At 42.0% G+C, this 13,278-nt stretch carries 8 protein-coding genes; 3 read left to right on the top strand and 5 right to left on the bottom strand.

Annotated features, from left to right (window positions below):
• Positions 1-973: 973 nt before the first annotated feature.
• The 3 genes from fmt to ACGE0T_RS05670 form a co-directional block, all read right to left on the bottom strand.
• Positions 974-1,963 (bottom strand): methionyl-tRNA formyltransferase, encoded by a 990-nt coding sequence (gene fmt, locus ACGE0T_RS05680; RefSeq protein WP_459190423.1) that lies wholly within the window; start codon positions 1,961-1,963, stop codon positions 974-976.
• A gap of 5 nt (positions 1,964-1,968) precedes the next feature.
• Positions 1,969-3,753 (bottom strand): chloride channel protein, encoded by a 1,785-nt coding sequence (locus tag ACGE0T_RS05675; protein ID WP_459189566.1) that lies wholly within the window; start codon positions 3,751-3,753, stop codon positions 1,969-1,971.
• Positions 3,754-3,853: 100 nt separating this feature from the next.
• On the bottom strand, positions 3,854-4,414 hold the full coding sequence (locus ACGE0T_RS05670; RefSeq protein ID WP_459190422.1) for an L-threonylcarbamoyladenylate synthase: 561 nt from the start codon (positions 4,412-4,414) through the stop codon (positions 3,854-3,856).
• Between the two features lie 294 nt (positions 4,415-4,708).
• On the opposite strand from ACGE0T_RS05670, the gene recJ reads away from it, so the two are divergent.
• The 3 genes from recJ (at position 4,709) to ACGE0T_RS05655 (ending at position 9,555) form a co-directional block, all read left to right on the top strand.
• On the top strand, positions 4,709-6,433 hold the full coding sequence (gene recJ, locus ACGE0T_RS05665; protein ID WP_459189565.1) for a single-stranded-DNA-specific exonuclease RecJ: 1,725 nt from the start codon (positions 4,709-4,711) through the stop codon (positions 6,431-6,433).
• Positions 6,434-6,442: 9 nt separating this feature from the next.
• The gene (locus ACGE0T_RS05660; protein ID WP_459189564.1) at positions 6,443-8,356 is read left to right on the top strand and encodes a RecQ family ATP-dependent DNA helicase; all 1,914 of its coding nucleotides are present in this window, start codon (positions 6,443-6,445) and stop codon (positions 8,354-8,356) included.
• A 101-nt stretch (positions 8,357-8,457) separates the two neighbouring features.
• Entirely contained in the window at positions 8,458-9,555 is a 1,098-nt protein-coding gene (locus tag ACGE0T_RS05655) for a PDDEXK nuclease domain-containing protein (RefSeq protein WP_459189563.1), read from the top strand.
• A 705-nt stretch (positions 9,556-10,260) separates the two neighbouring features.
• On the opposite strand, the gene ACGE0T_RS05650 is transcribed toward ACGE0T_RS05655, so the two are convergent.
• Positions 10,261-11,859, bottom strand: coding sequence for an NAD(P)/FAD-dependent oxidoreductase (locus tag ACGE0T_RS05650; RefSeq protein ID WP_459189562.1), 1,599 nt, complete (start codon positions 11,857-11,859; stop codon positions 10,261-10,263).
• 25 nt (positions 11,860-11,884) lie between these two features.
• Complete coding sequence (gene radA / locus ACGE0T_RS05645; RefSeq protein WP_459189561.1) at positions 11,885-13,261, bottom strand: DNA repair protein RadA; 1,377 nt, start codon at positions 13,259-13,261, stop codon at positions 11,885-11,887.
• Positions 13,262-13,278 lie beyond the last annotated feature (17 nt).

Genomic DNA, 13,278 nt, shown 5'->3' with positions numbered 1-13,278 from the left:
GGTTCGTCACTCCCAAGAAGGGAACCACGAATCACATACTGATTTCTCACTTTCAAGAAGAAAAACAACGGCTAAAAAAACGTTCGTTTATTTTATTCGTTCCCAAAAGTGCACTAGTGAAAAGAGGACTAAAAAAACGTTCGTTTATTTTAGCGTTTTATATTTCATGTAAGTCATTAATAATAGGATTATTACATTGTACCTAACTTGAAGAGTTACAGATTTGTATAATTTTTTCTTTTGGTTTTACGGTTTTTAATACATACCTTTGCAATGACTAAAATAAACGAACGTTTTTTTAGTCATTTTTAAAAATAACATACTCCATACACATCAACCGATATACAGCAAATCGCAATATAAAAAACACACAACAATTGCCCAAAATGATTATAATTCCCTATAATCCAAAGAATAATCTTTAATATCTAATTTTAAGCTAATTTACAACAACAGAAATTTAATTTTCTAATAACCAATTTTTTACAGACTATATTTGTTAATTAAAATCAGATCAGCGACAAAATATTTACCAAATACATTTTGCATCTACCCTTTAAATTACCATATTTGCAGTATGCTTTGTTTAATATCTTAGAATGTTTCACAGAAAAGTAACCTATCTAATATTCTTTCGACAACTATCAAACACAAAAAACAATATATATAAAAAGGAAGAACAATCTCTATAAGAAGAAACAAGGACATTCATCAAAAGTATTTTTCCAAAGGATGAAATATACAAAAGAACGGGAAGTTTTATAAAATCGACGGGATGATTTACAAAACAATGCGTACAAGAAAAAACAAATCTACACTTACATTATTTCACATCCTGCTTTATCCGTTAATAACATATAATGCTAAACATAAAAAAAGAGAAAGATTTTCATAACAAAAAAAGGGAGGGTACTCCATCTATGGAACACTCTCCCTACAAAAAAAGGGGAATATAATATATTGAGGCTGTTTATTACCCCTGGTTAGACAAATCTACCCGATATTCACCAATTTGCTTGAAACCATTTAAGAATTCGGTTACGGCTAGTCGCTTCTTTCCTGCCAACTGTACAGACAACAAGCGTAAAAAACCGTCTTCTACAGCTACATCTATATAGCTTTTCTTATCTGTCAAAATTGTACCTACAGGCTTGTCATGAGCCGCCATACGTTTCTCGGATTGATATATTTTTAAAACAGAGCGGGTTCCCTCCGGAGAAACAAGCTCTGTCCATGCTGCAGGATATGGAGACAAACCACGAATAAAATCGTAGATACGTTTAACCGGCTGATTCCAGTTGATACGGCAGGTATCCTTAAATATCTTCGGAGCAGGACGAAGTTCGGAAGGATCTTTATAAAACTCTTCCTGAGGAATGGCATCGGTTTTACCTTCCAATAATAAATCGACAGTTTCAAGAACCAAACCGGCGCCCATTTCCATCAAGGCATCATGCACTTTTTCCACATCATCCGTATCCGCTATAGGAAGATGCTTTTGACGGATTATTTTACCTGTATCGATTTCATGTGTAAGGAAAAAGGTGGTAGCTCCGGTTTCCGTATCGCCATTGATAACAGCCCAATTGATAGGAGCAGCACCTCGGTATTGAGGCAATAAAGAGGCATGCAAATTAAATGTTCCCAAACGAGGCATATTCCATACAACCTCCGGTAACATACGGAAAGCTACAACAATTTGCAAATCGGCATTCAGGGCACGAAGGCCGGAAAGGAATGTTTCATCCTTCAACTTCTCCGGCTGAAGAACCGGAAGTCCTTGCGACAAGGCATATTGTTTAACCGGGCTTGCCTGAAGAACACTTCCATGGCGTCCCACCGGCTTATCCGGCATTGTTACGACACCTACAATATTATAACCACCTTCTACCAAGGCACGTAAACTCTCGACAGCAAAGTCGGGAGTTCCCATATACACTATTCGCAAATCTTCTTTCTTCATCATCTTTAATCTCCTGAAAAGTTTTCTACCAATACTTTGCGGTATGAATTAAATATCTTCGATTTCGACATAAAGCCGACATAGCGGCCCTCTTCATCTACCACAGGCAAATTCCATGCTTTCGTATCGTCGAAAGTACGCATAATCTGCTCCATCGATGTACCAATCTGTACCTTTGCCGGAGCCGATACCATAAATTTAGAAACATGGAACCGGTTATATAACTCCGGACGGAACATAATGTTCCGGATATTATCTAATAATACAATTCCCAGCAAAATACCTTTATCATCAATAACAGGGAACGAATTTCGACCGCTCTTGGCTATAACCTTTACCATATCACCCAAAGACATGTCCGGAGAAACGGTCAGGAAATCCCGCTCGATAACAGCATCTGTATTCAACAATGTCAATACGGCACGGTCCTTATGGTGAGTCAGTAACTCTCCTTTTTGTGCCAGACGCATGGAATAAATGCTATGAGGCAAAAACATTTTGATCGTAATATAAGAACTGATGGATACGATCATCAACGGAAGGAACAAGTCATATCCTCCGGTAAGTTCCGCAATCAGAAAAACGCCGGTAAGCGGAGCGTGCATAACTCCGGACATCACCCCTGCCATCCCTAATAAAGCAAAATTCTTTTCCGATACATACATCGTAAATGGAAAATAGTTGGATGCATGAGCAAACACAAAACCGGCGATACAACCCAAGTACAAACTCGGTGCAAATATACCACCGCAACCACCTCCGGCATTCGTAGCACTGGAAGCAAATACTTTAGTAAGAAGTATCAGCACAAGGAATATTTGTACCCCCCAATACGTTCCGTTCAAGTCATAAAACAAACTCTGATCCATTATATGGCCGAATTGTCCATTCAACAATGAACCAATCGTATCGTAACCTTCACCATAGAGGGGAGGAAAAAGGAATATCAAAATACTCAGCATTAAACCACCCACTACAAATTTTTTCCAGTAAATACCCAAATTACGGTACATACCTTCTATCCGGTTCATTACTTTCGTAAAATAAAGGGAAACCAGACCACAGAAAACACCTAATAATAATACGTAGGGGATACGGGCAATCTCAAATACTTCGGTCTGGGAAAACTTAAACATAGCCTCTGTTCCTGTAAATACATAGGAAACAGTAGCTGCCGTAACGGAAGATATAAGCAAAGGAAGCACAGAAGTCATCGTTAAGTCCAACATCAAAACTTCCACCACAAATACCAGTCCGGCAATAGGAGCCTTAAATATACCGGCAATCGCCCCGGCTGCACCACAACCAACCAGCAACATCAATGTTTTCTGTTCCATCTTGAACAGACGTCCCAGATTGGAACCGATTGCAGCTCCTGTCAAAACAATAGGCGCCTCCGCTCCGACTGACCCGCCAAAACCGATGGTTACGGAACTTGCTACAATAGAACTCCAGGTATTATGAGGTTTGATACGGCTTTTACGCTGTGAGATGGCATATAGGATTTTGGTTACCCCATGGCTTATATCATCTCTTACGATATATTTAACAAATAAGCCTGCCAATAAAATACCGATAACCGGATAAAGCAGCAACTGATAGTTTGCCCCATCCTGGTTAAAGTTGTTTGTCAATAAATGTTGAATGAGATGAATCAAATGTTTCAATATGATACCGGCGGCTGCCGTACATATTCCCACCAGAAAACTGATGATTAAAATGAAATTTCTCTCCTTAATATGTTTGTCCCGCCACAGCAGGAGCCTATAAAATAAACCTTCCTTCGCCATTCTTTCTTTTTATACCTTATCCGGTTGTAAAATCCACTTCCTACAACCTGTTTTTAACTGTCAACTATCAAATGTCAACTGTCAACCCAAACAGAAATCGCTATCTGATAATCTGCACCAGTCCTCCGGCACCCAACTTAATAATATTGGAAGGGCTTGCCTTCTGCATATCGTCCTGACGGTATCCGACTATATAATCCACTCCATTTTTAACTTCTTCCGATATTTCCGAGAAGTTCGCAGGAGAAGGTTCACCACTCACATTAGCAGATGTAGAAACCAAAGGCTTGCGGAATGATTCGCACAGTCTACGGGAAAACTCTTCGTTTGTAACCCGTATGCCTACACTGCCATCTTCACCTAACAAGTTATTTGCCAGATTCTTCGCATTGGAATAGATAATGGTAAGAGGTTTATCTGCCACTTCAATCAAGTCCCATGCGATATCCGGAATTTCAGAAACATAAGTTTCCAGTTTAACCGGTGAATCGGTTAGAACCAGCATCGCTTTATTATCCGACCGCTTCTTCAACTCGTACACCTTCTTTACAGCTTCTTCGTTAGTCGCATCACAACCTATCCCCCAAATTGTATCAGTGGGATAAAGTATCAATCCCCCGGCACGGAGGACTTCACAAGCTTTTTTAATATCTTCTATCATTTGTTTTCCAATAACGAGGCAAATGTACAAATCATTCATGGATTTAAATAAGAAAACAGAAAGAATTTGAAATTGTGAGGAGACGAAAACGTATAATAATTAGAATAAACATATATATTTCATAGTTGAATATCCATTTATAATTTCTAACTTTACGGATTGAAATGAGAGTGCCGTATCACATAATGCTTACGGATTTTAAGGTTATCGGTTACATGATTATGAGGTTATGAATGTAATTATTTATGGCACATCTCATCCCGAGAGAGATAAAAAAGAAAAAAACAATATATAATGACAAACAAATGGAACTTTCAAACCCCTACAAAAGAAGAGTTACATAAAAGAGATGAGCTGGTTGCCGGACTGGGATTAAGTCCGGTTATCTGTCTTTTGCTTGTTCAAAGAGGACTTACTTCTGTAGAAGAGGTTAAGAAATTCTTTAAACCCAATCTGAACGACCTGCACGATCCGTTCCTTATGCCGGATATGGACAAGGCGGTCCAGCGGCTAAACAGAGCCTTGGGTAATAAAGAAAAGATTTTGGTGTATGGCGACTACGATGTAGACGGGACTACAGCCGTTTCATTGGTTTTCAAGTATCTGCGCCCTTATTCATCCACACTGGATTATTACATTCCGGACCGGTATGATGAAGGATATGGCATTTCTTACAAAGGCATTAACTATGCAAAAGAAAATGGCATCACGTTGATTATCTCGCTGGACTGTGGCATCAAAGCAATCGAAAAGATTGAGTATGCCAAAGAGTTAGGTATCGACTTTATTATTTGCGACCACCATATGCCGGATGATACGTTGCCGGCGGCCGTAGCCGTACTGGATGCCAAACGTACAGATTCGAAATATCCGTATGAACATTTATCGGGTTGCGGAGTCGGCTTCAAGTTTATGCAAGCGTTTGCCAAAAGCAATAACTTCCCATTTTCCGATTTGGAAAAGCTGCTTGACCTGACAGCTGTCAGCATTGCGTCGGATATTGTACCGATTACGGGTGAAAACCGTATCCTCGCCCATTACGGGCTTAAACAACTGAACAGTAATCCGAGCCTGGGCTTAAAAGGTATCATCGATATTTGCGGGCTGACGGGAAAAGAGATTACCATCAGTGATATCGTATTCAAGATAGGTCCCCGTATCAATGCTTCCGGACGTATGATGAACGGAAAAGAAGCGGTTGAATTGTTGCTTGCCAAGGATGTGGATGTAGCACGTGAAAAGAGCGAAAGCATCAACCAGTACAACGACGAACGCCGCGAACTGGATAAGAAGATTACCGACGAAGCCAATGCCATCATCGATGAATTTGAAAACATGGAAGACCGTAAAGCCATTGTGGTGTACAACCAAGGCTGGCATAAAGGCGTTATCGGCATCGTCGCTTCCCGACTGACAGAGAAATATTACCGTCCGGCAGTGGTACTGACCAAATCGTCCGAACTGATTACCGGCTCGGCACGCTCCATCACCGGCTTTGACATATACAAAGCGATTGAAAATTGCCGGGACCTGCTGGAGAACTTCGGTGGACATACCTATGCAGCCGGATTATCCCTGAAAGAAGAAAACCTGGATGCCTTTATCGACCGTTTCCTCAAACTGGCTGCCGACGAAATCATCCCAGAACAAATGACTCCACAAATCGATATCGACGCGATATTGGACCTTCAGGACATCAATTCCAAATTTGTAAACGAACTGAAGAAAATGAGTCCTTTCGGACCGGATAACCAAAAACCCATCTTCTGTTCATTAGGAGTTAAAGACTATGGTACCAGCAAATTGGTAGGCAAAGACTTGGAACACATCAAACTGGAAATGATAGACGACAAGTCGAATACGCCTATTCATGGCATCGCCTTCGGCATGCACAAGCATAATACACATATTAAAACTATGAAACCCTTTAATATCTGCTACACCATCGAGGAGAATACCTACAACGGGAATACTTCCATCCAATTGATGATTAAGGATATTAAAGAAGAAGAGATGTGAAGGACAAAAGTGGATATCTATCATGAGATATTAGAAAAGTATTGGGGATACCCGGCTTTTCGCCCCTTGCAGGAAGACATTATTCATTCTGTCTGCGCCGGGAAGGATACGCTCGGACTTATGCCTACAGGCGGAGGTAAATCCATTACCTTCCAGGTTCCGGCATTGTCGATGGAGGGTATTTGCATTGTCGTTACCCCTTTGATTGCTTTAATGCGCGACCAGGTGGATAACTTGCGTCGTCTTGGCATTAAAGCGACGGCTGTATATTCCGGGATGGGCAGGCAGGAGATTATCACCCAGCTTGAAAACTGCATCTTCGGTAATTACAAATTCCTGTATGTATCGCCGGAGCGATTAGGCACAGAGATATTCCAGACTAAACTGCAAGCAATGAACGTCTGCCTGCTGGTAGTAGACGAGAGCCATTGTATTTCGCAATGGGGGTACGACTTCCGTCCCTCCTATTTCAGCATTGCCGATATCCGGGAACAACTGCCCGGCATTCCCGTACTGGCTCTTACCGCTACTGCTACACAGGAAGTGGTGGATGATATACAGGAACGATTGCATTTCAAAGAAAAGAATGTTTTCAAGAAAAGTTTTATACGTAAGAATCTCGCTTACATCGTACGGCATACGGAAGATAAAATAGAAACGCTGACTTATATCCTGGGAAAAGTTCCCGGTACGGCTATCGTATATGTCCGCAACCGGAAACGCACAAAGGAAATAGCTTTGGCTCTTCAACAGGCGGGTATTTCGGCAGATTATTTCCATGCCGGGCTGAACCGTGAGGAAAAGAGTCTTCGCCAAAAACGCTGGAAAGAAAACGAATGCCGTGTGATTGTTTCCACCAATGCTTTTGGGATGGGTATAGATAAACCGGATGTACGTCTGGTTGTCCATATCGATATGCCGGGATCACTGGAAGAATATTATCAGGAGGCAGGACGTGCGGGAAGGGATGAACAAAAAGCCTATGCCGTAGCTCTCTGCTCGGACGGGGATTGCACGAAACTTAAAAAGCGGCTTTCCGATGAGTTCCCGGATAAAGACTTTATCAAACGTGTATACGAGGCGTTGGGCAACTATTATCAGATAGCGGTAGGATTCGGACTGGATACGGTTCACGATTTTTCATTGGCAGATTTCTGTTCGGCCTATAAATTCTCGCTCTTACAAGCGCATCACGCCCTTAAGATTCTGGAATTGGCGGGTTACATTGAATATACGGAAGAGCAGGATAATGCCTCACGCCTGATGTTTAATGCTACCCGCGACGAATTGTACCGTTACAGGAATCAGGATAAAAAAACGGATGAAGTTATACAGGTTATCCTTCGTTCCTATACCGGACTGTTTGCCGATTATGTGTATATAAATGAAGGGGTTATTGCTACACGCGCTGGCATCAGCCAACAGGAGCTATACGATATTCTGACAGGTTTATCTAAATTCCGGATAGTAAATTATATTCCCCAAAAGAAAACACCGCTCATCATCTACAGGCGAACCCGAGAAGAGACTAAATATGTTGTCATCCCCCGCTCTGCGTATGAAGAACGGAAAGAGCGTTTTGAAAAACGGATTACCTGTGTCCTGAATTACATCAATGAGGAAAGGTTATGCCGCAGCCGTATGCTTGTCACCTATTTTGGAGAAAAGGATGCGGAAGATTGCGGATGTTGCGATACTTGTCTTGCCAAAAATGATTCAGGACTAAGCAACAAAGACTTTAACGCAATTCGCGACGCGCTATTGGCAAACCTGACGGATGAGGCAAAAGACATTAAAGAAGTAACAGGGGCACTCCCTTTCCCTATGGAAAAATGCATTACCGCAATCCGGTTTCTTGCCGACCATGACGAACGGTTCGTGGTGGAAAGCGGAAGAATCAAGATAATACCGGTTAATTCATAAATATAAATAAGGTATTACTATCTTTGCGCTACAACCAAAACATCTTAATTATGTCGAATTCGCCATAATTAGATAACAACTATACATCTAAAATTCTACATATGGCTAATAATATCGTATTAGAGAAAGAGTATATTCAATGGCTTACCGATTTAAAACGAAAGGTCGGACAAATGCAATTGAAGGCAGCAATTAGTGTAAATGAAGAAATGATTCGTTTATACTGGTTTATAGGAGAAGATATAATTAAGCGGAAAGCAAACGTTGTTTGGGGCAGTGGATTATACAAACGCATGAGCCATGATTTATCTACCTCTTTCCCTAATATGAGGGGCTTTTCTGTAAGAAATCTTCAATATATGGTACAAATGTATTCTACTTTTTCCCAGATAGATACATTTACGCCACAGCTTGTGGCTAAATTGCAGCTCGCCCCCCAAATGTCAATTACGCCACAAACTGTGGCACAAATTATAAAAGACTCTGTTTGTCGTATCCCTTGGGGACATATCCGCTACATATTAGATAAAAAATGGAATTTAGAAAAATCATTCTTTTATATACAAAAGATTTTAGAGAATGGTTGGAGCAGAGCCGTTTTACTCAATATGATAGATACCAAACTATACGAGTCCCAAGGTAAATCAATTAATAATTTTCAGCAGACATTACCAGATGTTCATAGTGACTACGCCAAAGAGATATTGAAAGACCCATATAACTTTGATTTCTTAGCTCTACATGAAGACTATAAAGAACGGGAATTGCAAATCGCCTTGGAAGAAAATATTTCCCGTTTTTTACTTGAGCTCGGTAATGGTTTTGCTTTTGTCGGTAGACAAGTCCGGCTGGAAGTGAACGGGGACGAATACTTCTGCGACCTGTTATTCTATCATATAAAACTGCGCAGATATATTGTTATAGAGTTGAAAGTTGTAAAATTCGAGCCAGAATTTGTCAGCAAACTTAACTTTTATTGTTCAGCAGTCAATCATTTAATAAAAGAAAAGGAAGATAATGAAACTATTGGCCTACTTATTTGTAAAGAAAAAAATGATCTAGTAGCTCAATGGACTGTAGAAAAAAGCCATGAACCAATAAGCATATCTAAGTATGAATTAAAGAATCTAATCCCTATAGATAAAAATATACTCCCATCAGAAGATGACATTCGGGAAAAATTGGAAGACTATAAATAGGCAATACTATTTTCATATGTGAAGTGGCAGTTTTCTTTTTGTCAAATTGATAATATACCCTGTTCATACATTACCTGTCGGAGCAATATCCAAAAGAGGTTCCAAATATGCGACTCTCGCGAGGTTAAGGTTTATCAGTTTGTTGCCGATAATGACTGAATAATAGCTAATTGATAGGAGGCGGAATTAATTTATTAGACGCTGATGACGCGGAAAACGCGGATTAAGAAATACATTATTCGTATTAATCCGCATTTTCCGCGTCATCAGCGTCCAATCATATTGTTATGTTTTTTTTAGATAGAACAATCTATTTGCCATATGCATCAGGTTCGTTTTTTTTATCATTATAGAGTCGCATCTCTATCCGGAAACCTTCAAAAACAAAGCATATATGGTTTGAAATCGAAACATATATGCTTTGAAGTCAAAATATACATGTTTTATATGCGCAAACAGCTATATTTATCTGCGCAGACAGTTGGGATTATCTGTACAGATAACTGGAAATATCCTTCGAATAGTGGGAATTAGGTTCCGGATAGTGGTAAAATTGTCCGTTTTTGTCATGAAAAACTGCCGAAATCTTCCTGAAAAGAGATTTTCTTTCCATATACAAGTTAGCGAAAAAGGCTTTATTTCATCAAAGTGTTATGTAAACAAGACAAAAAACGACATCCTGCAAAGCAGGTTTTTCATCTTTTCTTATCGAATCATCGCCGCCACACTCTCCGCACAGCGCTCGCCATCAATAGCGGCAGACACTATGCCGCCTGCATAACCGGCTCCTTCGCCACAGGGAAAAAGTCCTTTAATCGTAATATGCTGTAAGCTCTCTTTATCACGCAAGATGCGAACCGGCGAAGAGGTACGGGTTTCAACTCCAATCATAAGCGCCTCATTCGTCAGGAAACCTTTGGACACTTTGCCGAAATAGCGGAAGCCTTCACGCAAACGACCGGTAACAAACCCGGGCATCCAAAAATGCAAAGGGGAAGCCAACAAGCCCGGAGTATAGGAAGATTCGGGCAAATCGAAAGAGTTCTTTTTATTGATAAAGTCAGCCATCCGCTGTGCCGGTGCTGTTTGACGCATATTTCCATTCAACCAACACAACTCTTCCAATCGTTCCTGAAAAGCCATTAATGCCAATGGCGAATCGGCATTTACAGGTTCGCCTGTCTCGGTTTTCAATACTTCATGTTCCAACAGAGAAGGGAAATCCTCCGGACGTATCTCCACAACCATACCCGAATTAGCCCAACGGGAACCACGGTTGGAAGGAGACATACCGTTCACCACCACTTGTTTCGGTCCGCTTGCCGCAGGAACAACAAAACCACCGGGACACATGCAGAAAGAATACACCCCGCGTCCAGCAGCCTGCGTTACGAAACTATATTCGGCAGCAGGAAGATATTTGCCCCGTCCTTCGCGACGATGATATTGTATCTGGTCGATAAGCTCCTGGGGATGTTCCAGACGGACACCCACTGCTATCCCTTTCGCTTCGACCGGAATTTGTTGCTGATACAGGTAACGGTATATATCGCGTGCCGAATGCCCGGTAGCAAGGATAACCGGACCATAAAACGTCTTTCCGGTATTTGTTTCAACACCGATTGCTTCTTCATTCTTTATAATCAGAGCATCCATGCGGGTTTCGAAATGCACTTCTCCCCCACAACGAATAATCTGTTCGCGGATATTCTCGATTACACGGGGTAACTTATCCGTACCGATATGCGGATGGGCATCTATCAGAATGGATGTACTGGCACCGTGCTGGCAGAATACATTTAATATTTTATCTACAGAACCCCGTTTCTTACTACGGGTATATAACTTTCCATCGGAATAAGCTCCGGCTCCCCCTTCCCCGAAACTGTAATTCGACTCACTGTCCACTTTATGTTCGCGACTAATCAGGGCGATATCTTTCTTTCGTTCGCGCACATTTTTACCCCGTTCGATAACAACAGGACGAAGCCCCAGTTCTATCAGACGCAAAGCGGCAAAAAGCCCACCGGGTCCGGCACCAACGACTACAACCGGTTTCCCTCCCGACACATCCTTGTATTCCACGGATGTATATTCAGCCTCTTCCGGTATCTCGTCAATAAAAACACGCAGTTTCACATTTACATAAATAGTCCGCTGGCGGGCATCTATCGAACGTTTCAACAGACGGACAGCATGGATGTGTTGAAGAGGCGTACCGGTTTCACGGGCGGCAACTTGTTTCAAAGACTGTTCGTTTGCTGCTTCTTCCGGGAGAACACGAAGTTGTAATTCTTGTATCATGGAAAATAATAATTTGGAGAATGATTTAACCGAACAAATGGCGGAAGGCTTCTTCCACTTTCTTTACCTGTACGATTTGTATTTTACATTTAGCCGGGTCGAAACCTTTCAGATTGTTATGAGGGATAATAATACGGGAAAATCCCAGTTTTTCTGCTTCAAGAATGCGCTGTTCGATACGGTTTACAGGACGGATTTCGCCGGAAAGCCCTACTTCGCCGCACATACTGATACCCGGCTCGATACTTATATCCAGACTGGATGAAAGCACCGCACTGATTACGGCAAGGTCGATAGCCGGGTCGTTTACTTTTAACCCTCCGGCAATATTCAGAAAGACGTCCTTCTGGATGAGTTTGAAGCCTGCACGCTTTTCAAGGACAGCCAATAACATATTCATCCTCCGCAGGTCGAAACCCGTAGCGCTACGTTGCGGAGTTCCATAAACAGCCGAACTGACCAACGCCTGCGTCTCGATAAGAAACGGGCGGATACCTTCGATTGCTGCGGCAATTGCCACACCACTCAGCCCTTCATGGTTTTGAGTCAGCAAAAGTTCCGATGGATTGCTCACTTCCCGAAGACCGTCCTGGCGCATCTCGTAAATACCTAATTCCGCTGTACTCCCGAAACGGTTCTTGATACTGCGGAGGATACGGTACATATAATGTTGGTCGCCCTCAAACTGTAGAACGGTATCGACAATATGTTCGAGCACTTTCGGCCCCGCGATACTGCCTTCTTTATTGATATGCCCGATTAGGAGAACCGGGGTTCCCGTCTCTTTCGCATACTTCAGGATAGCGGCACTACACTCCCTTACCTGCGATACGCTTCCGGGAGATGATTCCACTATTTCCGTAAATATAGTCTGGATAGAATCGATAATAAGCAAATCCGGCTGTACGTTCTGAGCCTGTACGAATATCTGTTCCAGATTGGTTTCGCACAAAATAAAACAGTTCGGGTTCTGATGTGTCAAACGGTCGGCACGCAATTTAAGCTGGCGGCTGCTTTCTTCACCTGACACATAGAGCGTTTTCAGGTTATTCAGTCCCAGAACAGTTTGCAATACCAGCGTGGATTTACCGATACCCGGCTCCCCACCTATCAGAACCAGCGAACCTTTCACCAGTCCGCCTCCCAATACACGGTTCAGTTCGTTATCCTGCAAATCGATACGTGCTTCTTCTTCCGAAGTAATATCACGCAGCAGGACAGGGCGCACTTTAGTGTTCCTGTCCGCCAAGCCGGAAACAACAGGACGTTTGGATGCGGATTCTTTAGCTACCACTTCTTCCACATAGGTGTTCCACTCGCCGCAACTCGGACATTTGCCAATCCATTTGGGAGAGTCCGCCCCGCAGTTGGAGCAGACATAAACTGTTTTCGTTTTCGCCATATTATCTTATTTCCATA

The organism is Parabacteroides sp. APC149_11_2_Y6, from assembly GCF_054506995.1.
This window is presented reverse-complemented; position numbering and strand designations above follow the sequence as displayed.